The sequence below is a fragment of the Castellaniella sp. UC4447_H14 genome (assembly GCF_052978285.1).
In genome coordinates this window covers 2,294,206-2,320,565 of record NZ_CM129666.1, presented here as the reverse complement: position 1 = coordinate 2,320,565, position 26,360 = coordinate 2,294,206, and the positions used below count along the sequence as shown (strand labels likewise).

Here is a 26,360-nt window from a genome sequence, read left to right as displayed (position 1 = left end):
GGCGGGCAGTATGCCAGCGGGCGTTGCGTCGCACCATTGGCATCAGCACCGATTGCAAGGCCCGTGCCAGATCAGATGCGGTCGATGACGCCCGCCGCGCCCAGGCGCTGCCAGGGCAGGCCCAGCACCAGGGCGCCGATCTGTTCGTCGGACAGTTCCATGCGGGTGGCCCCCGGCGCGGGCCAGACGAACTTGCCTTGGTTCAGGTGCCGGAGCGCGAGCCACACGCCGATGCCGTCGTGCACGAGCACCTTCACGCGGGTGGCGCGGCGGTTTGCAAAGACATAGGCGTGGTGCGGGTGCGCCGCGCCGAAGACGCGCACCACGCGGGCAAGCGTCGCCTCCAGGCCGGCGCGCATGTCCATGGGATCGACCGCCACCCAGATCCGATCGATACGGATCATGACAGGACCTGGCGCGCCCATTGGGCGAGCGACTGATGCTCGGTGGCGGGCCAGCGAATCGTCATCGATAGTCCACCGGCGGCCAGACCCACTTCAATGGTGGCCGCTGGCGGCACGGTTGAAGGCGGCTTTGCAGGCTGGGCGGCCACCAGGGGAGCTACCTGTCGAGTGGCCTGAACCGGAACGAACGGCAGCCAGCTCGCCGACTCGCGCACAGTGACCGTCTGGCCGGCGTCAATCGAGGTATCGAGTTCGTGCAGACCCAGACGCTCGTGCTCGATCACCCACCGGTGCAGCACATTGGGGTTCATGTCGTGCTCGATGGCCACCGCCGCCTGCGAGACGGTCGGATCCACGCACTGGGCCACCAGCTCGGCCTTGAACTGAGCGGTGTAGGTGCGCCGGCGGCGGCGCGGCTTGCCAATCGGATCTTCGTACATACGTGTCCACGACAAATAAGCGGACACGTATGCTCTATCGGATACCGGAACGGCTCAAGATGCGTTCGCCGGACAGATACAAATCATTCCCGGTACTGACGGGAAGGAAATCCGTGAAGGAATTCCACTTCACTCGAAAAACCGGGGACAACGGAGCTTCAGCATGAATGTTCGCCAGCGGTATTCACTTGCGTTATAGAGGAGCCTTACTTCCCTATGCCGTTGGCAGATGGTTGGCACTAGGACAGATCGCTATCATGTTCCTCTTCAGTCGCTAGACTCTGATTCTCGTGGCGCTCAATACGGCGTCGATGTCCGCCAAGAGAGATAGTTAACTCGTTGCCTTCGAGCTTCGCCTGTAGGTCTCTGAGGATGAGGCTACGTTCGACCGTATCACGTTCGATAGCGTTCTCAAAACTTGATACGGAAGCCACGGGCACGCGGACGTAGCGCTCAATGAACGACGCCATCGTTGCCCCTGCTTCATCCTTAAGGTGTCCCCAAGCTGCATCGCCCACATAAGTAGCGCCGCCCGCGTCGCGGTACGCGGCCTGGAGTTCAGTTAGTTTGCCGTTTTTTGTCGGATCCAAAACGACAAGAATTGGCTTCGCCCCTGAAGTTCTGCAATCACGGGCGAAGGAAAGCTCCTCGCCGAATCGACCCTGACCGCTGGCTGCGATAGTCACGCGCAGCTTAAGTTCGTATGCAAGCGGGGTTCCATCGGGCAGTACTTTCCAGCAGTCAATCTGCCGGCCCTTCGCCGGGTTATCGGTCCGTTTGACAACACGCTCACGCGCCGATTTTGGTTCGCCACCAATGGAAGCAGCAAGGATAGGCTCGAAGAGATAGCCCGTTTCCTGCGCAGACCGATTGTCGAGGTCATAGAAAAATTTGCGCCAGGTGAGCCAGGAAGCAAGTGCTTCCGGTGGAAAGTCCGGGCCGTATTCCATGAGCGCTCTCGGAGAGACCTGCACCATGGTCGGCATGGGCTGCTGCTGAAGAATTAGTCCATATTTGCGCCGCCGCTTGTGCAACTCGGTCAGGCACTTCAAGTAAGTCATGAAGTCCGGATCCAGTGATGTACCTGCATCAAGCATATCGACCACATCGAAGGACGTAACCGTTGCATCGTGAGCGGTGAACCAATCGACCGCTGTGTCGTAGTACTCCTGCCTCGGGGCGACCTTCGGCCAAAGTGCGGGGAAGGCGCACATCATCTCGTCGCTCTTACCGATATCGGCGGCCACAAGTGCAATTACCTTCGCCAGCTCTCCGGCCTCCATAAGCGCCCGCATGTTAGTAGTGTTTGTGATAGTAAGTAGCTTGGTGAGCTGCCGCGACCTCTCCGCGCTAAGCCGTTGCCGTGTGGCCATCAAAAACCAACCTCCCTTGATACATTTCTGTGAGCAGCGCTTCTGTTGACTTGAGGGCTGGACTCATCCCCAGCGCTTCGGTAAGAACGAATCCCAGAAGCTTCGCGGGCTTTCCATCTGCTGGCCGCGTATCCCCGCCGAACGACCCGTCGATCTCTTGTAAGTGCTTGGCAAGCAGCTCAGCAGCGAGCGGCGGAACTGCGTTTCCAATTTGTTGCATCACGCTGGCGTTGTTGCCTACCCACTGGTACTTATCAGGGAAGGTCTGGATGCGGGCGCATTCTCGAATGGTTAGTGGACGGTGTTCACTAGGATGGATAAATTCCCGAGCGGCGGCGCTCGTAATCGTAAGGCTTTGCAAACTGTCGTGCAAGCGTTTGATGCCTGACGGTGCGCCACCTCGTTTTTCGGTTGGCGTACCGTCCGAAACTCTCCGGTTTGCACGTCGTTTGTAGCTGTCATGCCAAAGCTCAGGCGGAAGGTCCTTCATCGTCTGGCCAGGCTTGAGTAGTTCCACCTGCATGCGCCCGGCAGGCTCCATTCGGATGTGGTGAGTCACGGCACCTAGGACGTTACTCTTCCGCATGCGGGCGTCAAAAGCATTGACTGGGTCAACGCTCGGATACGGCACTAGCGCATCCTTTGTACTCACTGCTGGACCGAGTCCCGCGATCGCTTCAGCGAGGCTGGGTGCCATGGGCCTGCCAGAAGACTTTTTGGCCTTGCCGCTGTTAAACGAAAACAGTTCATTGGGAAACTGGAAATTAATGCCAAGCCGGTTACCGATTATTAGCACCCGTTTGCGCGTCTGCGGCACGCCATACGAGGCGAGGTTCACCTTCTGCAGCCGAACCGAGTACCCCATGTCAACAAACTCGCGGACCAGACGCGCAAGATCTTTGCCACCGCCAGAAGTCAAAAGGCCCTCGACGTTCTCGAAGATGAACCAGCGGGGCGCTAGCGTCTCAACGATGTTGAGGTAGTTGAAGATAAGTTGGTTGCGAGGATCGGAAGAATTTCGCGGTCCAGCGGTGCTAAAACCTTGGCACGGGGGGCCACCGATAACAACAAATGGTCTGCGGCCACCAGCCAGCTTTTCAAGTTGGGTCGGTTCGACCGTACTCAGGTCGAGCTGATGACAGGGGCTGCCAATATTCAGCTGGTACGTCTGGCAGGCGTCAGCGTTAATCTCAGTCCCGAAAAGCGGCTTTAGCCCGGCCTGGGTGAATCCGGCTGAGAACCCGCCAGCTCCGGAAAAAAGAGATACAACAACGTCGTCTTTACTCATGCTGTGTCTCATTGGCGTGGCGCGATAACGCCGACGGGTTCGTAAACAGTGGTTCGAGACTCGCCATAACGACGGGCCACCTCAGCCCCCCGGATGTGTGGATCTCGCAGTAGCATTTTGATTTCACGCACTTGTGGATTGTCCAGTGTCGGTTTCGGGCCACCAACTCGACCCCTAGCGCGAGCAGCAGCTTGCGTTCGCTCTCGAATCAAACCACGTTCGAATTCGGCCAGCGCTGCGAACATGTGAAAAATTAACCGGCCAGCAGCAGAGCCCGTTAACGCGCCTCGCGGGAAATTTCATGTGGTTTGCCGTGACGCCGTTTTTTCAAGGCTCGGAGCCCACCCAAAACCTAGGGCGATTTATCCTGCGCAACACCATGGCCTGGATCATATGCCACCCCAAGTTGAACTGCGTAGCCGCGATGCGCTGTTCTCCAAGGCGCGCCGTGTTTTACCTGTGAGATTCTGTGCAACAGTCGACCAAGAGAAAAGGCTGATGAGAGCAGTAACTAAGAAAGCCCCCATCAATTTCAAGCTTCTCGAGTTCGACAGTTGGGGAGTTCCATTTCACAGCGAATGGCCAACTACTCGCACAGCACTTGGCCATCTTTTCCGAAATCCAACAAAACTCAAACGTCAATATTCCCCGCCTGCAGCGCATGCGCCTCGATGAACTTGCGGCGTGGCTCCACGTCGTCCCCCATCAGCGTGACGAAGATTTCGTCGGCGGCGATGGCGTCCTCGATGCGGACCTGCAGCAGGCGCCGCGAGGCGGGGTCCATGGTGGTGTCCCAAAGCTGTTCCGGGTTCATTTCACCCAGGCCCTTGTAGCGCTGCTTGCTGATGCCGCGTTCGGCTTCGGTGCGCAGCCACTGCATGACTTCGCGGAAGTCGGCGACGGGCTTTTCCTTCTGCTTGTCGCCCAGGCCGCGGCGGATGACGGCGCCTTCGCCCAGCAGACCCATGAAGGTCTTGGCGGTGCGGGCCAGGATGGCGTAGTCGCCGCCTCGCACGAAGCTGCGGTCGAAGAGGCTCACGCGAAGGTTGCCGAAGTGGGGGCGTATCACGGCCAGTCGCCATGCCTCTTCGGTGTCGTCATACTGCGCTTCCACGTGGACCGGGTGCGGATCCTGCGGGTCGCGCAGCGCGGCTTCCATGGCGGCGGCGCTGGCGCGTGCGGCGGCTTCGTCCGCGAGGGTGATCGTCACGCCTTCGGCCATGGCCGACAGCGCCTCGGTGTCCAGCGTACGCGACAGGCGGGCGATTACGGCGTCCGCGGTGACATACTGACGCGCCAGATCCATGAGCGCATCGCCGCTGATGACCGGTGCGTCCGTGCGCGGCAGCAGTTCCGTGTCCTTCAGGGCGAGCTGCAGCATGAACTGGCCTTCTTCGGCGTCGTCCTTCAGGTAGCGTTCCTCGCGTCCGACCTTGACCTTGTAGAGCGGCGGCTGGGCGATGTAGATGTAGCCCCGCTCGACCAGAGCTGGCATCTGACGGTAGAACAGCGTCAGCAGGAGGGTACGGATGTGGGCGCCGTCCACGTCCGCGTCAGTCATGATGATGATGCGGTGGTAGCGCAGCTTGTCGATGTTGAAATCCGGGCCGATGCTGGTGCCGAGCGCGGTGATGAGCGTGGTGATCTGTTCGCTGGAGAGCAGCCGATCGAAGCGCGCTTTCTCCACGTTCAGCACCTTGCCGCGCAGCGGCAGGATGGCCTGGAACTTTCGGTCGCGCCCCTGTTTGGCGGAGCCGCCGGCGGAGTCGCCCTCGACCAGGTACAGCTCGCACAGCGCCGGGTCCTTCTCCTGACAGTCGGCGAGCTTGCCCGGCAGGCCGGCGCCTTCGAGGACGCTCTTGCGGCGCGTCATTTCGCGCGCCTTGCGAGCGGCTTCGCGGGCCCGGGCGGCTTCGACGATCTTGCCGCACAGCGCGCGCGCGTCGTTCGGGTTCTCGAGCAGCCAGGTTTCGAGCGTGCGGCTGACCGCGTCTTCGACGGCGGGGCGGACTTCGCTGGAAACGAGTTTGTCCTTGGTCTGGCTGCTGAACTTGGGTTCGGGGACCTTGACCGACAGCACGCAGGCCAGGCCCTCGCGCATGTCGTCGCCCGTGGTGTCGACCTTGGCCTTCCTGGCGAGTTCGTTGTCGGCGATGTATTTGTTCAGGACCCGCGTCATCGCGGCGCGCAGCCCGGTCAGATGGGTACCGCCATCGCGCTGCGGGATGTTGTTGGTGAAGCACAGTACGGTCTCGGCGTAGCTGTCGTTCCACTGCATGGCGACTTCCACGCCGCAGCGCACGCCGCCCGCGTCGGATTCAGTGGACACCGCGAAGATGTTTTCGTGCAGGACGGTCTTGGAGCGGTTGATGTATTGCACGAAGCCGCGCACGCCGCCCAGGTAGGCCAGGTCCTCGTCCTGGCCGGTGCGTTCGTCCGCCAGCCGGATCTTGACCCCGTTATTCAGGAACGACAGTTCGCGCAGGCGACGGGCCAGGATTTCGTAGGTGTATTCGATGTTGGTGAAGATCTCGGCGTCGGCCAGATACCGCACGCTGGTCCCGGTGCGGTCCGTGTCGCCCGTGATCGCGAGTGGCGCGACGCGCTCGCCGCGGTGGAATTCGATCTGGTGCTCGTGGCCGTTGCGCCAGATGGTGAGCTTCAGCCATTCGGACAGGGCGTTGACGCAGGAGACGCCCACGCCGTGCAGGCCGCCGGACACCTTGTAGGAGTTCTGGTCGAACTTGCCGCCGGCGTGCAGTTCCGTCATGACGATTTCAGCCGCGCTGCGGTGCTGCTCGTCGCTCTTGTGGATCGCGGTCGGGATGCCGCGGCCGTTGTCCACCACCGAGATGCTGTTGTCGGCGTGGATGGTCACCACGATTTCGTCGCAGAATCCGGCCAGGGCCTCGTCGATGGCATTGTCCACGACTTCGAAGACCATGTGGTGCAGGCCGGTGCCGTCGGACGTGTCGCCGATGTACATGCCGGGACGCTTGCGCACGGCCTCCAGGCCCTTGAGCATCTTGATCGAGTCGGCGCTGTAGCTGGCGTCCGGGTGGCGGTGGTGGGTTTGTTCTGGCATGGAAATCCTGTGATTGAATCCGGGGCGGCGCGGGACCGGCCGGGTGTCCCGCGTGGAGGGGACGCTAGATGCGCATCGGCATGACGACGTACTGGAAGGAATCGTCGTCGGGCAGCGTGATGAGGACCGACGCGTTGACGTCCGGTTGCACCGACCAGCGGATGGTCTCGGTCTTGACGTTGGCGAGCACGTCCAGCAGATAGCTGACGTTGAACGCGACGTCCAGCGGTTCCTGGGCGTAGTCGATCTCCAGTTCCTCGCGCGCCTCTTCCTGTTCGGCGTTGGAGGCCGAGATGCGCATCAGGTTGCCGCCGAGCTCCAGCCGCACGCCCCGGAGCTTGTCCGTCGTGAGGATGGCCGCCCGCTGCAGGCAGGCCTGCAGCGATTCGCGGTTGACCGTGAAGTGGCGGGTATAGCCGGTGGGGATGACGCGCTTGTAGTCGGGGAACTTGCCCTCGACCAGCTTGGAGATGACCTCGATCTGGTCGAAGCGGAAGCGGATCTGGTTGGACGTCAGGTCGATCTGCACCATCGATTCGGCATCGTCCGACAGCAGCCGCTGCATTTCATGCACCGTCTTGCGCGGAATGATGACGTCGTTCTGTCCGGTCAGCCCCTCGATGGCGGTGGCGCTGTGGGCCAGCCGGTGGCCATCCGTGGCCACGGCGTTGATCCGCGCCGGCTCGGTGACGAAGAGCAGACCGTTCAGATAGTAGCGGATGTCCTGCTGCGCCATGGAGAAATGCACGCGGTCGAAGAGATGCTTGAGCGCCTTCTGGGACATGCTGAAGGAGGCGTCCCATTGTTCGGGTTGGGAAACAGTGGGGTAGTCGTCCGCCGCCAGCGTCTGCAGCGCAAAGCGGCTGCGGCCCGCGTGCACGGACAGTTTCGCGTCGTCCAGCGACAGCTTCACGTCGCCCGTGTCGGGCAATGCCCGAAGGATGTCCAGCAACTTGCGCGCCGCCACCGTCGTGGCCTGGGTTTCGGCCCCGGCGCCGAAATCGGCGTGGGTCGTGATCTGGACTTCCAGATCGTTGGCGATGAAGGATACCTGGGGACCCTGCTGGCGGATCAGCACGTTGGCCAGAATCGGCAAGGTATTGCGCCTCTCGACGATCCCCACCACAGTCGTCAAGGGTTTGAGCACGGCATCGCGGGTCGCTTGTATCAGTTGCATCTTCTTATCCTTTGAGGGTTTGCTCGAGTACATGGAGCGCGTGATTCAATTCGGTCTGTTTGGCGCGCAGATCGGTGATCTTGCGCACCGCGTGCAATACGGTGGTATGGTCGCGCCCACCGAACAGGTCGCCGATTTCGGGCAGGCTTTTCTGGGTGAGCTCCTTGGCCAGGTACATGGCGATCTGCCGGGGGAGTGCGATATTCGCGGGGCGCCGCTTGGAGTACATGTCGGCGACCTTGATTTTATAGAAATCGGCCACCGTCTTCTGGATGTTTTCGACCGTGATGAGGCTATTGGAGACGGACAGCAGATCCTTCAGCGCTTCCTTGCAGACTTCGACGGTCAGCACGTCGCGCCCGTGGAACCGGGCGTAGGCGGATACCTTGCGCAACGCGCCCTCCAGTTCCCGCACATTGCTGCGCAGATGCTTGGCGATGAAGAAGGCGACTTCTTCGGGCATGGTGATGCCCTCGGTCTGGGCCTTGCGCAGCAGGATCGCCACGCGCATCTCCAGTTCGGGCGGCTCGATGGCCACCGTCAGCCCCGAGTCGAAGCGCGAGATGAGCCGGCTGTCGATGTTGGCCAGCTCTTTGGGATAGGTGTCCGAGGTGATGATGATCTGCTTGCGGTGCGCGACCATCGCTTCGAACGCGTAGAAGAACTCTTCCTGGGTCCGGTTCTTGCCGGCGAAGAACTGGATGTCGTCGATGAGCAGCAGGTCCAGCGAATGGTAGTAGCGCTTGAAGTCGTCGAAGGCCCGGCGCTGGTAGGCCTTGACCACGTCCGATACATATTGGTCTGCGTGCACGTAGCGGACTCGCGTGCTCAGCCCATTGGCCAGCAGCGCGTTGCCGATGGCGTGAATCAGGTGGGTCTTGCCCAGACCCACGCCGCCGTATAGGAAGAGCGGGTTGTACGACACGCCGGGGTTTTCCGCGACCTGCATCGCGGCCGCCCGGGCGAGCTGGTTGGCCTTGCCGATCACGAAGTTGTCGAAGGTCAGTTCCTGGTTCAGGTGGGACCGGTCCTGGACGGCTTCTTCGGTCGCCGAGGCCACCGGGCTGACAGCGGCAGCGCTCGCCGGCTGGGGGACTGGCGCCTGGACCCGGATGGCGACGGCCGGCGCTGTTGCGCCGGCGGGTGCCGGGCCGCGCGCCGGTGTCGTGGCCGAGAGTTCGAACTGCACCTGGACCGATTGCGAATACCAGTCGGCCGCCAGGGATTCCAGCCGGGACGAAAAGTTCTTGCGCACCCAGTCGAGCTTGAAGCGATTGGGCGCACCGATTCTCAGGATCGCGAGTTCCTCGTCGTAACCGAGGGGGACCAGCGGCTTGATCCAGGCACTGATCTGCTGGGGGGGAAGTTCCTGCTCCAGCTGCTGGAGACAGGCCTGCCAGAATTCATTCATAACAGTCATTGGGCGAAACCTCGATTCTACCCTTTCCCGTCGCAGGTTATCCACAGGGCAGCGGCGCGACTGGCCGGTTTCCCGGGGGATAACAACATAAACGATTGACGGCACATCGAAAATTTGCTGAAATAGTGGGCTTTTCGATCCCATGGGCGTGTCTGGCCCGTGGACTTCTCGTCTTTTCCAGAGCTCTTTGGATTCACCATGAAACGCACTTATCAGCCTTCCGTTACCCGCCGCAAGCGCACCCATGGCTTTCGCGTTCGCATGAAGACACGCAGCGGCCGCGCTGTTCTGAATGCGCGCCGTGCCAAGGGCCGCAAGCGCCTGGCCGTCTAGTTCAGTGACCGGATGCGGGATCTGGCCGCATCCTTCACCGACCGCCATGCCATCCGCTTTTCCTCCGGCGGCTCGGCTGCATCGCCCCTCGGAATACGCAGCAGCCCTGAAGGGGCGACGTATCGCCCGAGGGGCTTTGTTCGTGGTCTCCAGCCCCCGCCAGCCCACGGGCACAGGCGCCGGGGCTCGTCTCGGGCTCATCGTGCCCAAGCGCCAGGTGCCCCTGGCGGTGGGCCGCAACGCCATCAAGCGTGTGGTGCGCGAGGCCTTTCGGCTGCGCCGGGCCTCGTTGCCTGAGGGTGACTGGGTGTTCCGGCTGGTGGCCCGGCCCGACGCGGGCAGCCTGACGGCGCTGAAGCGCCAGGTGCGGCTCGAAGTGGACACGCTGCTTTCCCGGATAGCGCCATGCTGATGCGTGCGTTGTTCATCGCGCCGATCCGCTTTTATCGATATTTTCTCAGCCCCTGGGTGGGGCAGCAGTGCCGCTTCACCCCGACCTGTTCGGCCTATACGATAGAAGCGATTGAAACTCACGGGGTTTTGCGCGGTCTATGGTTGGGTATCCGCCGTGTGGCGCGCTGCCACCCGGGTTGCCAGGGCGGCTTTGATCCCGTACCGCCCGCCGCGGGCGGTTCGCGCCGCCGGTGACTTCTGTCGCGAATCCGGCGCCTCAAGCGGGTGTCAGCTCCGCTACGTTAAACTAGTGAGCTTTTTGCTCCGACCTCTACGAAATTCAGGCGCCATGGACATTCGACGCACCATCCTCTGGATGATCTTCTCGTTTTCGCTCTTGCTGTTGTGGAACAACTGGCAGGTGTATCGGGGTCAGCCTTCGCTGTTTTCCCTGACCCCGCCCGCGACCCAGACGGCCAAGCCCGATGCGGCCAAACCGGCGACCGCGCCACACGCCGCGGCCGGCGAGGGGATTCCTTCGTCCGCCGCCCCGAACGCGCCGGCGTCGCAGGCCAAGGTGCCAACGCCCGAAGCGGTGCCCCAGGGCGAACAGGTGCATGTGAAGACGGGTGTGTACGACCTGACTTTCGACACCATGGGCGCGCAACTGGTGCGCGCGGACCTGCTGGCTTACAAGAATCAGGAGGCCACGACCGGGATTCTTCCCTGGTTCAAGGGTCTGATGGGACACAAGCCGCCCAAGGACGCGGGCGGCCCGATGTATCTGCTCAACAACCAGCCGGGCGACATGTATGTGGCCCAGACGGGCCTGGTGGGAGCGCCGCAGGGCAGCAGTTATCCGACGCACCTGACGCCGTTCACGCTGGTGGGGTCGGGCCCGGTCGTCAAGGGCGACACGACCGAGATTTCGTTCGAGGCGACGTCGGACCAGGTGCGGGTGGTCAAGACCTTCATCCTGAGCAAGGATGGTTATGACATCCATGTGCGCAACGATATCTACAACCTCGGCAGCCAGCCCATTGATCCGTCGCTGTACCTGCAACTGACGCGCGACAGCCACGAACCGCCCAACACCACGGGGTACTACACCACGTTCACCGGGCCGGCCGTCTATTCGCAGGAAGACAAGTTCCAGAAGATCAAGTTCGAGGACATCACCAAGGGCAAGGCCAGCTACGTCCAGCAGGCGGACAATGGCTGGATCGGGATGGTGCAGCACTACTTCGCGTCGGCCTGGGTGCCCAAGCAGGGCGTGGTGCGCACTAACCAGGCGCTGGCATTGCCGGGCGACCTGTTTGCGATCCGCACCATCGAGTCGGTGGGCACCATTGCCCCGGGTGAGCACAAGACCGTCGATGCTCAGCTCTGGGTCGGGCCGCAGGACCAGCAGGCCATGAGCGCGGTGGCGCCGGGCCTGGAGCTGGTGGTCGATTATGGCTGGGTGACGATCATCGCCAAGCCCATGTTCAAGTTCATGATCTGGCTGCACGGGCTGGTCGGGAACTGGGGCTGGACGATTGTGCTGCTCACGCTGCTCATCAAGCTGGTGTTCTACCCGCTGTCGGCCGCCAGCTACCGCTCGATGGCGAAGATGAAGCTGGTCGCGCCGCGCATGAAGCACCTGAAGGAGAAGTTCGGCGACGACAAGGCGAAGATGAACGCCGCCATGATGGAGATGTACCGGACCGAGAAGATCAACCCGTTGGGCGGCTGCCTGCCCATGGTGGTGCAGGTCCCGGTGTTCATTGCGCTGTACTGGGTGCTGCTGGGCAGCGTGGAAATGCGCGGCGCGCCGTGGGCCTTCTGGATTCACGACCTATCGGTGAGCGACCCGTGGTTCATCCTGCCGGCGTTCATGATGCTGACGATGTTCCTGCAGATCAAGCTCAACCCGACGCCGCCGGATCCTACCCAGGCGAAGATCATGATGATCATGCCGCTGGTGTTCGGCGGGATGATGTTCCTGTTCCCGGCGGGCCTGGTGCTGTACTGGTGCGTGAACAACACGATTTCCATCATCCAGCAGCGGGTCATCATGAAGCGGCTGGATCACGAGAAGGCGGCTTCGGCGTCTAGCTGAGTGTGGTTCTTCGGGCTGCCCGCTGGCGCGGCCCGGGCGTGTGGGCCTGCGTCGGGCACCGGCCAGCGGCCCGGCCGGACGGCCGGACTGCCTGGATCTGCCTCGTCCGAGCGGGCGCCGCCAGAAACCGGCGCTTTGCGCCGGTCGGCTGGCGACGAATTCCCCGCTCTCCCTTCGTCAGCCTCCGGCGCTGGCCGCGACCGTGCCGGATGCAGGTCCACACGCCCGGGCCCGGATTTCTCGGGTCGTGTGAGGGGGCTGGCGCGGCGTGGCTTTTCCGCAATGTTGGCTGCCGGTTCCGGGCCGACAAGGCGGGAGCGGCGCTATTGATTGGTATCTTTTGAGCGAAACTGATGCCGGTAAGTGACTCGGATCCCATCATTGCGATTGCCACGGCGCCGGGGCGGGGTGGAATTGGGGTGATCCGCATTTCCGGTCCCGATCTGCGCGCATGGGCACAGGCGTGGTGTGGTCAGCCGATGCAGGCGCGCCATGCCCATTTTCTGCCGTTTCGTTCGGTGGCCGGCGAGGTGCTGGACGAGGGGCTGGCGCTGTTTTTTCCGGGGCCGCATTCTTACACCGGCGAGGACGTGCTGGAGCTGCAGGGGCATGGCGGCCCGGCGGTCCTGCGGCGGGTGCTGGAGGACTGCCTGGCGCGTGGCGCCGACATCGGATTGCGCCTTGCCCAGCCGGGCGAATTCACGCAGCGGGCATTTCTGAATGGGCGCCTGGATCTGGCGCAGGCCGAGGCGGTGGCCGATCTGATCGAGGCCAGTTCCTCGGCGGCGGCGCGCAGCGCGATGGCGTCGCTGTCCGGCGCGTTCTCGACCGAGATCGATGGGCTGAGCGAGCGCATCGTGAAGCTGCGGATGCTGGTCGAAGCCACGCTGGACTTCCCGGAAGAGGAAATCGACTTCCTGGAAAAATACCAGGCCGCGGAGCGCCTGCGGGCTGTGATGGACAGCCTGGAGGGCGTGCTGCGCACGGCGCGCCAGGGCATGGTGCTGCGCGACGGCCTGCATGTGGTGTTGGCGGGCCAGCCCAACGTCGGCAAATCCAGTCTGCTGAACGCGCTGGCGGGCGATGACGTTGCCATCGTCACGCCGATCGCCGGCACCACCCGCGATCGCGTGGTGCAGCAGATCCAGATCGAGGGCGTTCCGCTGCACATCGTCGATACCGCTGGCCTGCGCGAGACGGACGACGCAGTCGAGCGCATCGGCATCGAGCGAAGCTGGACCGAGATCGGGCGCGCCCAGGTCATCATTCATCTGCAGGATGCCCGCCAGCCCGATGATCCGCTGGACGCGGACATCGTGCGGCGGCTGCCCGCGGGTGTCCCGGTGCTGAGGGTCTGGAACAAGGTGGATCTGCTGGCGCCGGGAGAACGGGGATCAGTCGCCGCCCTCGGCGACCCGATCGCGGCATCCGATACCGGGTCGGCGGCGCAGGCTGTGGACGGCTCCGCCAAGTTGCGACAGGGGGGGTCGGAACAGGAGGCATCTCCCGTTCTGATATCCGCCCACACGGGCGAGGGGCTGGACGCGCTGCGCGCCCGCCTGCTGGAGATCGCCGGCTGGACGCCGGGGGCGGAATCCCCGTGGCTGGCACGAGAACGCCATGTCCGCGCATTGGAAGAAGCCCGCAGCCACCTCGAGCTCGCGGCGGGGCACGCCGCCCATGGCGACCAGACCCTGGACCTGTTCGCCGAGGAGTTGCGCCTGGCCCACGAGGCGCTGTGCGAGATCACCGGCCAATTCACCAGCGATGATCTGCTGGGCGAGATTTTCTCGAGTTTTTGTATCGGGAAGTGATGTGAGGTGCGCGGATATCCACGGATGTCGCTGTTGCACGGATAGCGTGTTCTTCGGGCACTCCGCGGTCCAGTGACGGAATTGTGTGCCGCGCGGCGAGCGTATCGCTAGTCGATCTCCAGAATGGCCGCTTGTAGTAGGTCACTCGGTAGTTTTTGTCGTCAGAGGTAGTTGTCAACCATTGGTTTACGACTGCCTTCCTCCGGCTGCGGCATTACTGATCCGTTTTCCTCTTCAACAGCTTCTTCTTCGCTGATTCGATCTGCTGGATGCTGTTGTCCGGCACGGGCAGGCTTTCCGGCATGGTGCCTCCCAGTTCCTTGATGGTTTGGCGTACCTTGCGGCCCACGTCGAAGTGAGTCTGGTTGGCTTGCCCAGCGGGCTGTCCACGCCGGCATCCTTCGCGACAGCGGCAAGGTGCTTGTTGTGCAGTGCCAGCTCGTTGCGGATAGCGAGGCGCTTGTCATCCTCGGACAATTGTGCGAATTTCACATCGTCGGACAGTTCCTGACGACGAGTCTGGATGGCGAAGTAGGTCTGCCCGTTGGCGATGACGGCCTTGGAAGGGTCGCCGTTTTGCACGATCAGGTAACAGGCATAGCGTGACAGGCGTAGGTCGTCGACCTCACGGCGGGCACCGGAGCCGATCTCGACCATTTTGCGCGAGTCCGCAAAATGGTTGGCTACGGACTGTCCACTCATGCGGCAGGCCTCCTGCGCTTTTTCCAGGACAGGCAGGAAGTTGCGCCATTGCGGATAGTCGAGTACAGGGGCAAGGTCGCGTGCCAACCAGTATTCGTTGTCTCCTTCGTCAAGATGGCGAATACCTTCGAAGGTAGTGTCGTGTTGTTTTTCGATCTTCTTGCCGGTCATGTCCCGTATCCTTGTGAGGAAAGCCTGCGCCAGACACTCTAGGCCATGGCACGCTCTGGTGACCTGAGATCAGGTGGCATAGAGTCGCATTAAATCGGAAAGGATCCGGTTTAACAAGCGATCGCCAAATTGTCCCCGGAACGCTCTGACATCCACCCTCCGGCCGCGCGCTACACTCAACCGTTGCAGATGCAGCGCCAAAGCGGGCCAATGACGACACTCCCCACGCCGACTCCGGTTTCTTCACCCGACGATTACGTACGACCCACTCTGTTGCTGGTGCTGACCGTGGCCCTGGTCGGTGTCTTTGCGTTCATCCAGGTCTATTCCGTACAGTCCATCCTGCCCGAATTGCAGCGCGATCTGCATGCTTCGGTGGTGCAGGTGGGTAACTCGGTGGGGATGACGGTGCTCGCGGTCGCATTGATATCGCCTTTTGTCGGCATGTTGTCCGACGTGGTGGGGCGCAAGTGGCTGATCGTGGGATCGGTGTTCGCATTGGCGATTCCCACGGCTTTGATCACCCAGGTGCAGACGGTGCACGGACTGCTCATCCTGCGGTTCCTGCAGGGGCTGGCGGTGCCGGGAGTCTCGGTCGTCATCATCGCCTACATCGGCGAGGAATTCCGGGGCGCGCCCATGGTGCGCGTCATGACCATTTACGTGGCCGGGTCCGTGCTGGGCGGGTTCCTGGGGCGCTTCCTGATGGGGCATCTGACCGAATTCATGGCCTGGCGGGCCGCTTTCGGGGTGATGGCCGCGCTGAACCTGGCGGGGGCGGTGGTGGTGTGGCGCGGCTTGCCCGCGTCGCGCCATTTCGTGGCCAAGCGCGGCATCGCCAGCAGCTTGAGCACGCTGGGCCAGCTGCTGCGCAATCCCTCGTTGCAGGCGGCCTGCGCGCTGGGGTTCACCGTGCTGTTTGCCCTGGTGGGCCTGTTCACGTTCGTCAACCTGCACCTCGCGGCGGCTCCCTATCATTTCAGTTCCGGGGCACTGGCCAATATCTTTGTCGTGTACCTGCTGGGGGTGGCAATCACGCCCATGGCGGGGCGCCTGATTCCGCGATTCGGGGTGCGCCGCACGGTGCTGGTGGCGGTGGGGACCTCCGCCTTCGGCGTCCTGCTGACGCTGGTGCAGCCGGCCTGGGGCATCGTGGTGGCGTTGGCGGTTGCGGCCTGCGGGGTGTTCATCACGCAGTCGGCCACCATGAGTTTCATCGCTTATCGCATCACCAGCGGGCGCTCATTGGCGAGCGGCCTGTATTACGCGGCCTACTATTGCGGCGGGTTTTCCGGCGCGTGGGTGGGCGGGATTGCCTACACGCTGGGAGCCTGGCCGGCAACGGTTGCCACCTTGATCGCCACGCAGGCGATCGGCTGGTGGGTGGCCTGGCGGTTCATGCCCAGGACGGTGCCGGCGGTGCGTTAGCGTCAGCGGTCCGGGCGTTTCGAGCGTGGCCGAGCCGGTGGCTGTGTGCAGGTTCTCTGATTGGTTTGGTGGAGCGACGTGATGACAGACTCGACGGACAAGGCGGCGGACAAGGCGAAATCCATGAATCCCCCCGATCACTTCTCCTCGGTCGCCCGCGCGTACGCGCAGGCGCGCCCGCATTACCCGCCCGAGCTGTTCGAGTGGCTCGCCACCTTGAGTTCCGGGCACGCGCTGGCCTGGGATTGCGGGGCCGGCAGCGGCCAGGCCTCGATCGCGCTGGCGCGCCATTTTGATCGTATCGCGGCCACGGACCTGAGTGCGGCCCAGATCGCACAGGCGGCGGCCCACCCCGCGGTCACCTATCGTGTGGCGCCGGCCGAGGCCAGCGGGCTCGGGAGCGGAACCGTGGATCTGGTGGCGGTCGCCCAGGCGCTGCACTGGTTCGACCATGCGCGGTTTTTTGCCGAAGTCGCGCGTGTGCTGGCACCCGGGGGAGCTTTCGCAGCCTGGACCTATGGCACCCTGTCGGTGGAAGACGAGCCGGTGAATGGCCTGATCCAGACGTATTACCACGAGACGGTGGGGCCCTACTGGCCGCCGGAACGCCGCCATGTGGAAGACGGTTATCGCTCGATTCCGTTTCCGTTCACCCGCATTGACGCGCCCCTGTTCCGGATGGCGCTGGACTGGACGTTGCCGGAGCTGTTGGCCTATTTCCGGAGCTGGTCGGCGACTGCTCGCTACGTCCGCGATCGTGGCCAGGATCCAGTGGTGCCGTTTGGCGAGCAGTTGAGTCGGGTGTGGGGCGACGCGGATGTCCCCCGCCGCATCATTTGGCCGCTGACGGTGTTGGCGGGCCGGCCACGGTCATGATAAAAAACCGGACTTTCGCCTCCCGCTTCGGGGCGCCGTGACGCTGTCCGCACCGCCGGATACCCTGGTCACCGTTCATTCGAGCAAGCATGCCTCTCTCCATTCACAGTCTGTACAGCTATCCGGTAAAGTCCTGCGCGGGGATCGCGCATTCGAAGATCGCCGTCACGGAGGCCGGCCTGGAGTATGACCGGCACTGGGTCATCGTGGATGCCCAGGGCGTCTTCATGACGCAGCGCCAGTACCCGCGCATGGTGCTGGTTCGTCCCGAACCCGTGGCGGACGGCCTGTGGTTGCGGGCGCCGGGTCAATCGGACTGCTTCGTTCCGCTGCCGGCGGCGGATGCGCCGGCTGTGCCGGTGGCCATCTTCGGCACGGAGACGCTGGGCGCCGATCAGGGCGATGAGGCGGCGCGCTGGCTGAGCGCCTTTCTGGGGCTGCCGTGCCGGCTGCTGCATGTCCATCCGCAGGCTCATCGCCCCGCCAGTCCGAAGCATGTGACGCACTGGCTGGCACAGCATCCGGATTGGCCGCTGGCATTCTCGCCGCCTGGCCGGCACGAGTTTGGCTTTGCCGACGGCTTTCCCTTCCTGGTCGTCAACCTGAACTCGCTGCGGGAGTTGAACGGACAACTGGCGGCACAGGATTTCGCGCCGGTGGACGTGATCCGCTTCCGTCCCAACATTGTGCTGGAGGGTCTGGAGCCCTACGACGAGGACCATCTGGCCGGGTTTCGGACGGGTGGGCTGGGGTTTGCCTTCGTCAAGCCGTGCGCCCGCTGCCCCATCCCGAATGTCGACCCGCACACCGGCAGGACCGCGCCGGAGCCCGGCCGCACGCTGGCGCAGCATCGGCAATTCCCCCAAGGCGTGCTGTTCGGGGTGAACGCCATCGTGTCGCTGCCCCAGAAAACCGCCTGGCTGGCAGTGGGTGATCCCATCGAGCCCGAATACGATTTTGGCGAGACCGTCTGAGCGCCACCTGGCCGTGCGAGCGGCTCCGGCGAGCCCCGGTCGATCGCGCAATCGTCCGGGCCCGCGCGGGGACTATCAGTAAAGCTCAAGCTGGACGGGCCGGTGGAGCGCGTCCTGTGGGTCTTCGATGGGCTCCAGCTTGCTGACGCGCACGCCCAGCAGGCGCAGGCGCCGGTCCAGCGTCACCCGCTTCAGGCATTGACCGGCCGCCCGGTGGATGGCTTCCGCATCCGCCACCGGCGCGTCCAGTGTCAGATCCCGCGTGACGATGTGGAAGTCGTCGAAGCGCAGCTTGATGCCCACCGTGGCGCCGCGCACGCCCTTGCGCACGAGGTCCTGCGACAGGTGCTCGCACAGTTCCAGGAAAATTTGCGACAGCACGGCGCGGTCATGCCGTGCATGCAGGTCTCGTTCGAAGGTGGTCTCGCGGCTGATGGTCTTGGGCTCGGACTCGGTCACGACGGGGCGGTCGTCGCGGCCATGCGCCACGTCCAGCAGCCATTGCGCCGTGCCCAGTCCGAAATGCTGTTGCAGCAGGTCTGGCGCGGCGGCCGCCAGTTCCGCGATGGTGATGATGCCCAGCGCCTGAAGCTTGCGCGTCGCCTTGGGCCCGATGCCGTTCACCTTGGAGGCGGGCAGCGGCCAGATCCGGCGTTCCAGGTCGCCCGGCCCGATGATGGTCAGGCCGTCGGGCTTGTCCAGGTCCGAAGCGATCTTGGACAGCAGCTTGTTGGGCGAGATGCCTACCGAGCAGACCAGCCCGGTCGCGCCGAACACGGCCTGTTTGAGCGCGCGTCCCAGCGTGGCCGACTCCTCGTCCAGGCCCGTCAGGTCCAGATAGATTTCATCGATGCCGCGATCTTCGATGTGCGGTGCGACCGCCGCCACGGCGGTCTTGAAAAGGCGTGAGTAGTGGCGATAGGCCTGGAAGTCCACCGGCAGGACAATGGCGTCAGGCGCCAGGCGCGCGGCCTTCATCATGCCCATGGCCGAATGCACGCCCAGCGCGCGCGCCTCGTAGGTGGCCGTGGTGATGACGCCGCGGCCCACGTAGTCGCGCAGCCGTGCGTACTGGCCGTTTTCGGGCGGCGGCGCCCATCCGCCAATGACGACAGGCCGACCCCGCAGGTCGGGGTAGCGCAGCAGTTCCACCGATGCGAAAAACGCATCCATGTCCAGATGCGCGATGCGGCGTTCGCGGAGGGGTGGCGGGATCGAGACCGTCATGATGACGCCATGCTACTGCAAGGCGCCGCCCGCCACGAGTCTTACAGAACCGTCAGTTTGACGTCGACGTTGTTGCGCGTGGCGTTGGAGTACGGGCACACGACGTGAGCCTTGTTCACCAGGTCCTGCAGCTTCGCGTGGTCCACGCCGGGAGCGGAGATCTTCAGTTCCACGGCGATGTTGAAGCCCTTGGAAATGGGGCCAAAGCTGACCGAGCCGTCGATCTTGGTGCTGTCGGGCAGTTTCACGCTTTCCTTGCCGGCCACCAGCTTCAGGGCGCCCAGGAAGCACGCCGAGTAGCCGCAGGCGAACAGTTGCTCGGGATTGGTACCCGGGCCGCCGTCACCGCCCATTTCCTTGGGGACGGACAGGCTGACCGACACGCGGCCGTCAGACGATTTGGCGCTGCCATCGCGCCCGCCTGTGGCGGTAGCGTGGGCGGTGTAGAGAACTTTTTCCAAAGTCATTGCGGACTCCTCGTGGTGCGAATCGGTGGATGGCGCCGGCACCACAGACGGCGGCATCCCGGAAGCGGCGCGTTCAGTCCTGCGCCGCTGTGGTTTCGGGTTGGGTTTGCGCGCGTTGCAGCTGTGCGCGCAGCTCTTCGAGCTCGGCCTTCAGCGCTTGCGCCTGCGCGGGGGGGCAACCCGTCGCGCACAGCACGCTCTGCGGCACGCCCTGCGCGCGGGCCTTCAGGGCCTGGCCGGACTGGGTCAGGGTCAATACGACCCGGCGCTGGTCCCGCGCCGTACGATCGCGCCGGAGCAACCCGAGTGCCTGAAGACGTTTGAGCAGGGGGGTCAACGTGGCCGAATCCAGATAGAGGCGGTCGCCCAGCTCGGTAACGCTCAGCCCATCATGCTCCCACAGGACGAGCATCACCAGGTATTGGGGGTAGGTCAGCCCCAGGTCCGCCAGATGGCGCCGGTAGATCTTCCCCATGGCCAGCTGCGCGGAATACAGCGCAAAGCAGAGTTGCGCATCCAGCGCGAGGCTGGGATCGCGAAGGGTTGAAGGACCGGTGTTCGTCGACATGGATTCATTTTATATAGCGTGCTATTCAATAGCAAGCGATATAAGGGATTCCAGGCCCATGCACCGCCCATTTCGGCACCGCGCACCGTCCGAATGGAGGCGAGCGTGTGAAGCGGTTCGTTCGTCAAGGCATGCCGGGCGCCATAAGCGGCATAATGCCAATTTGTCCACGCACAGGAGCCCCCATGATTCGCGAACTCTGCCACATCGTCGTGAAACCCGGCACGCAGGCCGGCTTTGAAGCCGCCGTCCAGCAGGCCTTGGCGATCTTCAAGCGGTCGAAGGGATGTCACCAGGTGGAGCTGCATCACGTCATCGAGAAGCCCGAGGACTATCTGCTCATCATCCATTGGGACAAGCTGGAGGATCACCTCGAAGGCTTCCGCAAGTCGCCTGACTATCAGGAATGGCGCGGGCTGGTGGGCGGGTTCTTTGCCCAGGCGCCCGACGTCGTGCACGCCAACGCCGTCATCTGATTGCAGCCGGGTTCTACAGAGCCCGCACAACCGCGGCATCATGAGGCGGCCCGCGTCGCGCGACGCGGGCTTCATCCGGAGTTTCCATGCCCTTCAAGGACATCGTCGCCGCCCTGATCGTCATCGTGGTCTGGGGCGCCAATTTCGTCGTCATCAAGGTGGGCGTGGATACGGTCCCACCGATGCTGCTGGGCGCGTTGCGGTTTTTCTTCGTCGCCTTTCCAGCCGTGTTTTTTGTCCCGCGCCCCCGGGTGCACTGGAAATATGTGGTCGGCTACGGTGCGACCATCTGTTTCGGGCAATTCGTATTCCTGTTCCTCGCGATTTACCTGGGCATGCCGGCCGGCCTGGCTTCGCTGGTGCTGCAGGCGCAGGCCTTTTTCACCGTGGTGATCGCCGCAGTGGTCTTGCATGAGGGTGTCCGGCCGCACCATATCCTCGGAATGGGACTTGCCGTCGCGGGGCTGGTGCTGCTGGACACGGGGGCTGGCGCAACGACCGTCCCGCTCGTCGGCTTCGTCTTGACGCTCGTGGCGGCCCTGAGCTGGGCGGCGGGCAACGTCACGCTGAAGTGTGCCGGTTCCGTCAGCATGCTGTCGCTGGTCGTGTGGGGGGCGCTTCTGCCGCCGCTTCCATTCCTGCTGCTGTCAGCAGGCTTCGAGGGCACTGACCGGATCGTCGACGCCCTCGCGAATGCGGGGTGGCGGCTTGTCGGCGTGGTCGTGTATCTGTCGGGGATTGCGACGCTGGTGGGCTATGTATTGTGGGGGCGGCTGCTCGCCAAGCATCCGGTGGCCAAGGTGGCGCCCCTGAGTCTGCTGATTCCGGTCGTAGGCCTGCTGTGCGCCGACTGGTTTCTCGGGGAGCGCCTGGGTTTCTGGCAGTGGGCGGGCGGCTTTGTGGTGTTGATCGGACTTGTCGTCAACCTGTTTGGCGGCCGTTGGCTCGCCGGGGCTGCGGGGCGCGCTTCAACCGTCCTAAAATGAACGCTTTGTCGGCGCATGTGCGCCGTGCTTCCTGGAGTGGAAACTGACCCATGGCTATTGATCGTGCGGGGCTCGATGCCCTGATGGAAATCACTTCGCGGCCTGAACTGATCTTCGTGCGCGGCCAGGGCTCCTGGCTGGAAGACCAGGCCGGCAAGCGGTACCTGGATTTCATGCAGGGCTGGGCGGTGAACTGCCTGGGCCACAACGCTCCCGCAATGGTCGAGGCCTTGACGCGACAGGCCAATACGCTGATCAATCCCTCGCCCGCCTTCTACAACCAGCCCTCCATGGATCTGGCCCGGCGGATCGTCGGCGCGTCCTGCTTCGATCGCGTTTTCTTCGCCAACAGCGGTGCCGAGGCCAACGAAGGCGCCATCAAGCTCGCGCGCAAATGGGGCCAGTTGCACCGCAACGGCGCCTACAAGATCATCACCTTCGATCACAGCTTCCACGGGCGCACCCTGGCCACCATGTCGGCATCCGGCAAAGCAGGCTGGGACAAGAAATTCGCGCCGCAGGTCGAGGGTTTCCCGAAGGCGAATCTGGACGATCTGGACTCGGTGCGGGCCCTGATTGACGATCAGACGGTGGCGGTCATGCTCGAGCCCGTACAGGGCGAGGGTGGCGTCATTCCGGCGACGCGCGAATTCATGCAGGGTCTGCGCGCGCTGACCCGCGAACACGGCCTGTTGCTCATCGTGGACGAAGTGCAGACGGGCATGGGTCGCACGGGGCGTCTCTTTGCTTACCAGCATTCGGATATCGAGCCCGACATCATGACGCTGGGCAAAGGCATTGGCGGCGGGGTGCCGCTGTCGGCACTGTGCGCGCGCGAGGCGGTGAGCTGCTTCGAGCACGGCGACCAGGGCGGCACCTACAACGGCAATCCGCTCATGACGGCCGTTGGCGTGGCGATCTTCGATACGCTGACGGCTCCGGGGTTCATGGAAAGTGTGAACGCCCGCGCGAAGCAGCTTTCCGACGGACTGAACCGGTTGTCCACGAAGTGGGGCATGAAGGGCGAACGCGGCGCGGGCCTGCTGCGTGCGCTGATCATGGACCGGGACGACGGGCCTGCACTGGTCCTGGCGGCCCGCGAGCGCGCCCCGCAGGGGCTGCTCTTGAATGCCCCTCGCGGCAACCTTCTGCGCTTCATGCCGGCGCTGAATGTCAGCGCGGATGAAATCGACACGATGTTGCTGTGGCTGGACGATCTGGTGGCCAAAGTGCGCGGCTGATGCCGCCTCGGGCGCCATGCGGCGGGGCCGCCACGCGCCAGGCCACAAAAAGGCCGCCGGACCTAGTGTCCCGTTTGGTTAGTTTGTGCACTTATATTCGGATGCATGGGCTTGCCAGACAAGGCGCAAACCGCAGCGATAGCAGTGGCTATCGCGAGGATTTGCAACGCCGTATGGCGAGCCCAGGCGCCGAAGACAAGTATTCGAATTAGCCAAACGGGACACTAGGGGTCCAGCGGCCTTTTGCCATGGTGCCAGAATGATATCGACGCGGCGAAGCGCCGGCCCGCTCGTTCCGCGCGGACCGGCCCGATACCGTCAGGCGTGCGCCGCCTCTCCCGCCTTTTTCACCTGACGCCAGTGGTGCAGCAGCGGCTCGGTGTATCCATTGGTCTGTTCCAGGCCCTTGAAGATCAGGTCGCTGGCCGCCTGGAACGCGCAGGACGTATCGAAATGGCCGTCCATCGGCTCATACAGCGGGTCGCCGGCATTCTGCTTGTCGACCACGGCGGCCATGCGGCGCAGCGTCTTTTCGACCTGGTCGCGATGGGTAATGCCATGCAGCAGCCAATTGGCGATGTGCTGGCTGGAAATGCGCAGCGTCGCGCGATCTTCCATCAGGCCCACGTCATGGATGTTGGGGACCTTGGAACAACCCACGCCTTGATCGATCCAGCGCACCACGTAGCCCAGGATGCCTTGGCAGTTGTTGTCCAGTTCCTGCTGGATCTCTTCAGGCGTCCAGTTGGTGTTCGCCGCGACCGGTACGGTCAGGATGCGGTCGGTGTAGTCCTCGTGGTGGCCTTCCAGGGATTTCTGGACTTGCACCACGTCCACCATGTGATAGTGCAGGGCGTGCAGCGTGGCCGCGGTGGGAGACGGCACCCAGGCGGTGTTGCCGCCGGCCTTCACGTGGCCGATCTTCTGTTCCAGCATGGCGGCCATCAGATCGGGCATGGCCCACATGCCCTTGCCGATCTGGGCGTGACCGCGCAGGCCGCACTCCAGGCCGGCCTGGACATTGTTCAGTTCGTAAGCCTTGATCCACTCCTGATTCTTCATGTCGCCCTTGCGCACCAGGGCGCCGGCATACATGGAGGTGTGGATTTCGTCCCCGGTGCGGTCCAGGAAGCCCGTATTGATGAAGACGACGCGGGCTGTGGCGGCCGCAATGCAGGCTTTCAGGTTCACGCTGGTGCGGCGTTCCTCGTCCATGATGCCCATCTTGATCGTGTCCGGAGCCAGGCCCAGGACCTTCTCGACGCGGCCGAAGAGTTCGCTGGCGAAAGCGACCTCGTCCGGGCCGTGCATCTTGGGTTTCACGATGTAGATGGAGCCGGTGCGGGAATTCAGTCGTGCCTTGAGGTCATGCATCGCAATGAGCGACGTGAAGGCGGCGTCCAGGATGCCCTCGGGAACCTCTTGGCCGTCGCGGTCCAGGATGGCCGGATTCGTCATCAGGTGGCCGACGTTGCGGATGAAGAGCAGCGCGCGGCCATGCAGCACCCCCCGGCTGCCGTCGCGGGCCGTGTACTCGCGATCGGCGTTCAGGCGGCGGGTGATCTTCTTGCCGTTCTTGACCAGGTCCTCGGTCAGGTCGCCCTTCATGAGGCCCAGCCAGTTGCGGTACGCCAGAACCTTGTCCTCGGCATCCACGGCGGCGATCGAGTCTTCCAGGTCGATGATGGTGGTGACGGCCGACTCCAGCAGAATGTCCTTGATGTGTGCCGCATCGGTCTTGCCGATGGGATGCTGCGCATCGAACTCGACTTCGAAGTGCAGGCCGTTGTGGCACAGCACGACCGCGTCGGGCGCCTCGGCGCCGCCGCGATGGCCCAAAAAGGCTTCCACGTTGCGCAGGCTGGTCTTGTTGCCGTTCTTTAGCCCGATTTCCAGCACGCCGCCCACCACCTTGTAGCTGACCGCGTCGTTGTGCGAGCCGGTGGCCAGCGGGATGTTGTCGTCCAGGAACTGGCGGCCGAACGCGATGACTTTCGCGCCCCGCTTCGGGTTGTAGCCGGCCGTTTTTTCGGCGCCGCCCTCGTCCGCAATCGCATCGGTGCCGTAGAGTGCGTCGTACAGGCTGCCCCAGCGGGCATTGGCCGCGTTCAGTGCATAGCGCGCGTTGGTGATCGGCACCACGAGCTGCGGGCCGGCCTGCGCGGTGACTTCCGTGTCCACGTTGGCGGTCGTGACTGCGACATGGGCCGGCGCGTCCTTTAGATAACCGATCTTTTTCAGATGGGCACGGTAGGCTGCCGGGTCCTTCACGGGTCCCGGGTGCTGCTTGTACCACTGGTCCATGGCGCCCTGGATGCGGTCGCGTTCGGCCAGCAAGGCGCGGTTCTTCGGGGCCAGGTCGTGGATGAGGGACGCGAGACCCTCCCAAAAAGCATCAGCCCGAACGCCGGTGCCCGGTAGGGCTTCGTGTTCGATGAATTGGTGCAGCGAGGCTGCAACCTGGAGTCCGTGAGCGGCGATTCGATCTGACATAGGGCCTTCCTGTTGGAGCTTATGCGTTATCGGCCATTATAGGTAGTCTTATATAAGACTTGAACGACGGAGCGGTATATTCAGAATGTACTTAAAGTATGTATCGAGGCGGTGTCAGGGCGTATCGGTTCGTACCATTCCGGTGGGAATTCCGAAATCCGGGCAGTGCCGGCAATCAGAGGGCCTTGGTCTGGCCTGTGGCTTCGGGTGAGCCGTCGCTCGCCAGCACTCGCAGGACGGCGTCGCGCTTTTCCAGCAAATGCTGACGCAGAATGGCGGACAGCCGCTGGCCGTTACGGGCCTCCAACGCTTCGATCATGTCGCTGTGTTCGGCCATGGCCTTGTCCCACTTCGCGGCTTCGAAATTGGACCGGAAGCGCAGGGCCTGAAGGCGGCGGTTCGTCGTCAGGTAGACCTGCCGCAGCGCGGCGTTTCGGGCGGCCTGGTTGATATGGTCGTGGATGAGACTGTTCTGCTTGTAATAGCCGGGCAGGTCCTTCTTTGCATGGCAGGCCAGCATGACGTAATGCATGGCTTTGATCTGCACGACTTCTTCTTCGGTGATGCGTTCGCATGCCAGCCGTCCGGAGAAGCTCTCCAGGCAGCTCATGAGTTCGAACATTTCGCGGATCTCCGCCTCCGACATCCGATAGACGGAGGCCCCTCGATTCGGGGTGATCTCGACCAGGCCTTCGGCGGCCAGCACCTTGATCGCTTCCCGAAGGGGGGTGCGTGAAATGCCCAACGTATTGCAGAGCTCTCGTTCGTTGAGCTTCGTCCCCGCGGGAATGGAACCTTCCACCACGAAGTTGCGAAGCCGTTCGACGAGCACATCGTGCAGATGCAGCCGCGTGACTTTCGAAAGCGCAACGGGCTCATACGCCAGAGAGGAGGATATCGAATCTTGCATACAAAAACCTTGC

General features: G+C 63.4%; 25 protein-coding genes. 11 read left to right on the top strand and 14 right to left on the bottom strand.

The annotated features are described in order from the left end of the window. Positions 1-71: 71 nt before the first annotated feature. The 8 genes from tnpB to dnaA form a co-directional block, all read right to left on the bottom strand. Positions 72-404 carry an IS66 family insertion sequence element accessory protein TnpB gene (tnpB, locus tag ACVCMJ_RS11135; RefSeq protein ID WP_447081476.1) on the bottom strand — a complete coding sequence of 111 codons (333 nt, stop codon included), beginning with the start codon at positions 402-404 and terminating at the stop codon, positions 72-74. After that, on the bottom strand, positions 401-844 hold the full coding sequence (locus ACVCMJ_RS11130) for a transposase (protein WP_447081475.1): 444 nt from the start codon (positions 842-844) through the stop codon (positions 401-403). Before ACVCMJ_RS11130 ends, tnpB begins: the two co-directional genes overlap by 4 nt. Before the next feature lie 239 nt (positions 845-1,083). Next, complete coding sequence (locus ACVCMJ_RS11125) at positions 1,084-2,139, bottom strand: hypothetical protein (RefSeq protein ID WP_447081474.1); 1,056 nt, start codon at positions 2,137-2,139, stop codon at positions 1,084-1,086. 55 nt (positions 2,140-2,194) lie between these two features. Continuing rightward, the gene (locus ACVCMJ_RS11120; RefSeq protein WP_447081473.1) at positions 2,195-3,505 is read right to left on the bottom strand and encodes a DNA cytosine methyltransferase; all 1,311 of its coding nucleotides are present in this window, start codon (positions 3,503-3,505) and stop codon (positions 2,195-2,197) included. Between the two features lie 8 nt (positions 3,506-3,513). Next, positions 3,514-3,750 (bottom strand): hypothetical protein, encoded by a 237-nt coding sequence (locus ACVCMJ_RS11115; RefSeq protein WP_447081472.1) that lies wholly within the window; start codon positions 3,748-3,750, stop codon positions 3,514-3,516. Between the two features lie 386 nt (positions 3,751-4,136). Further along, positions 4,137-6,590 (bottom strand): DNA topoisomerase (ATP-hydrolyzing) subunit B, encoded by a 2,454-nt coding sequence (gyrB, locus tag ACVCMJ_RS11110; protein ID WP_447081471.1) that lies wholly within the window; start codon positions 6,588-6,590, stop codon positions 4,137-4,139. A gap of 64 nt (positions 6,591-6,654) precedes the next feature. Further along, positions 6,655-7,767, bottom strand: a complete 1,113-nt coding sequence (dnaN, locus tag ACVCMJ_RS11105; RefSeq protein WP_447081470.1) for a DNA polymerase III subunit beta — start codon at positions 7,765-7,767, stop codon at positions 6,655-6,657. Between the two features lie 4 nt (positions 7,768-7,771). Further along, complete coding sequence (gene dnaA / locus ACVCMJ_RS11100; protein ID WP_447082577.1) at positions 7,772-9,178, bottom strand: chromosomal replication initiator protein DnaA; 1,407 nt, start codon at positions 9,176-9,178, stop codon at positions 7,772-7,774. Between the two features lie 207 nt (positions 9,179-9,385). Here dnaA and rpmH point away from each other — a divergent pair, with 207 nt between their 5' ends. From rpmH to mnmE, 5 genes are all read left to right on the top strand, one after another. Beyond that, positions 9,386-9,520 carry a 50S ribosomal protein L34 gene (rpmH, locus tag ACVCMJ_RS11095; protein WP_447081469.1) on the top strand — a complete coding sequence of 45 codons (135 nt, stop codon included), beginning with the start codon at positions 9,386-9,388 and terminating at the stop codon, positions 9,518-9,520. Positions 9,521-9,566: 46 nt separating this feature from the next. Then, positions 9,567-9,932 carry a ribonuclease P protein component gene (locus ACVCMJ_RS11090; RefSeq protein WP_447081468.1) on the top strand — a complete coding sequence of 122 codons (366 nt, stop codon included), beginning with the start codon at positions 9,567-9,569 and terminating at the stop codon, positions 9,930-9,932. Then, a complete protein-coding gene (gene yidD, locus ACVCMJ_RS11085) occupies positions 9,929-10,168 on the top strand; it encodes a membrane protein insertion efficiency factor YidD (protein WP_447082576.1) in 240 nt (79 codons plus the stop codon). Before ACVCMJ_RS11090 ends, yidD begins: the two co-directional genes overlap by 4 nt. Before the next feature lie 94 nt (positions 10,169-10,262). Continuing rightward, complete coding sequence (gene yidC, locus ACVCMJ_RS11080) at positions 10,263-12,014, top strand: membrane protein insertase YidC (RefSeq protein ID WP_447081467.1); 1,752 nt, start codon at positions 10,263-10,265, stop codon at positions 12,012-12,014. Positions 12,015-12,367: 353 nt separating this feature from the next. Next, complete coding sequence (gene mnmE, locus ACVCMJ_RS11075) at positions 12,368-13,828, top strand: tRNA uridine-5-carboxymethylaminomethyl(34) synthesis GTPase MnmE (protein WP_447081466.1); 1,461 nt, start codon at positions 12,368-12,370, stop codon at positions 13,826-13,828. 234 nt (positions 13,829-14,062) lie between these two features. Here the strand turns inward: mnmE and dinD are convergent, their stop codons facing one another. Then, positions 14,063-14,701 carry a DNA damage-inducible protein D gene (dinD, locus tag ACVCMJ_RS11070; protein ID WP_447081465.1) on the bottom strand — a complete coding sequence of 213 codons (639 nt, stop codon included), beginning with the start codon at positions 14,699-14,701 and terminating at the stop codon, positions 14,063-14,065. A 210-nt stretch (positions 14,702-14,911) separates the two neighbouring features. Between dinD and ACVCMJ_RS11065 the strand changes: the two genes are divergently transcribed. The 3 genes from ACVCMJ_RS11065 to ACVCMJ_RS11055 all read left to right on the top strand — a co-directional run bounded on the left by ACVCMJ_RS11065 (position 14,912) and on the right by ACVCMJ_RS11055 (position 17,979). After that, positions 14,912-16,129 carry an MFS transporter gene (locus ACVCMJ_RS11065; RefSeq protein ID WP_447081464.1) on the top strand — a complete coding sequence of 406 codons (1,218 nt, stop codon included), beginning with the start codon at positions 14,912-14,914 and terminating at the stop codon, positions 16,127-16,129. 81 nt (positions 16,130-16,210) lie between these two features. Further along, positions 16,211-17,005, top strand: a complete 795-nt coding sequence (locus tag ACVCMJ_RS11060) for a class I SAM-dependent methyltransferase (RefSeq protein WP_447081463.1) — start codon at positions 16,211-16,213, stop codon at positions 17,003-17,005. 89 nt (positions 17,006-17,094) lie between these two features. After that, positions 17,095-17,979: an MOSC domain-containing protein gene (locus ACVCMJ_RS11055; protein WP_447081462.1), complete on the top strand. Its 885-nt coding sequence runs from the start codon at positions 17,095-17,097 to the stop codon at positions 17,977-17,979. A gap of 75 nt (positions 17,980-18,054) precedes the next feature. On the opposite strand, the gene dinB is transcribed toward ACVCMJ_RS11055, so the two are convergent. The 3 genes from dinB to ACVCMJ_RS11040 all read right to left on the bottom strand — a co-directional run bounded on the left by dinB (position 18,055) and on the right by ACVCMJ_RS11040 (position 20,241). Continuing rightward, positions 18,055-19,206: a DNA polymerase IV gene (dinB, locus tag ACVCMJ_RS11050; RefSeq protein ID WP_447081461.1), complete on the bottom strand. Its 1,152-nt coding sequence runs from the start codon at positions 19,204-19,206 to the stop codon at positions 18,055-18,057. A 41-nt stretch (positions 19,207-19,247) separates the two neighbouring features. Continuing rightward, on the bottom strand, positions 19,248-19,673 hold the full coding sequence (locus ACVCMJ_RS11045; protein WP_447081460.1) for an organic hydroperoxide resistance protein: 426 nt from the start codon (positions 19,671-19,673) through the stop codon (positions 19,248-19,250). Positions 19,674-19,746: 73 nt separating this feature from the next. Beyond that, positions 19,747-20,241, bottom strand: coding sequence for a MarR family winged helix-turn-helix transcriptional regulator (locus ACVCMJ_RS11040; RefSeq protein ID WP_447081459.1), 495 nt, complete (start codon positions 20,239-20,241; stop codon positions 19,747-19,749). Positions 20,242-20,426: 185 nt separating this feature from the next. On the opposite strand from ACVCMJ_RS11040, the gene ACVCMJ_RS11035 reads away from it, so the two are divergent. The 3 genes from ACVCMJ_RS11035 (at position 20,427) to ACVCMJ_RS11025 (ending at position 22,944) form a co-directional block, all read left to right on the top strand. After that, a complete protein-coding gene (locus ACVCMJ_RS11035) occupies positions 20,427-20,717 on the top strand; it encodes an antibiotic biosynthesis monooxygenase family protein (protein ID WP_447081458.1) in 291 nt (96 codons plus the stop codon). A gap of 86 nt (positions 20,718-20,803) precedes the next feature. Continuing rightward, positions 20,804-21,703 (top strand): EamA family transporter, encoded by a 900-nt coding sequence (locus ACVCMJ_RS11030; protein WP_447081456.1) that lies wholly within the window; start codon positions 20,804-20,806, stop codon positions 21,701-21,703. A 50-nt stretch (positions 21,704-21,753) separates the two neighbouring features. Further along, positions 21,754-22,944 carry an acetylornithine transaminase gene (locus ACVCMJ_RS11025; RefSeq protein ID WP_447081455.1) on the top strand — a complete coding sequence of 397 codons (1,191 nt, stop codon included), beginning with the start codon at positions 21,754-21,756 and terminating at the stop codon, positions 22,942-22,944. Positions 22,945-23,262: 318 nt separating this feature from the next. Here the strand turns inward: ACVCMJ_RS11025 and ACVCMJ_RS11020 are convergent, their stop codons facing one another. Together ACVCMJ_RS11020 and ACVCMJ_RS11015 are read right to left on the bottom strand one after the other, a co-directional pair. Continuing rightward, complete coding sequence (locus ACVCMJ_RS11020) at positions 23,263-25,437, bottom strand: malate synthase G (protein WP_447081454.1); 2,175 nt, start codon at positions 25,435-25,437, stop codon at positions 23,263-23,265. A gap of 175 nt (positions 25,438-25,612) precedes the next feature. Continuing rightward, positions 25,613-26,347, bottom strand: coding sequence for a GntR family transcriptional regulator (locus ACVCMJ_RS11015; protein ID WP_447081453.1), 735 nt, complete (start codon positions 26,345-26,347; stop codon positions 25,613-25,615). Positions 26,348-26,360 lie beyond the last annotated feature (13 nt).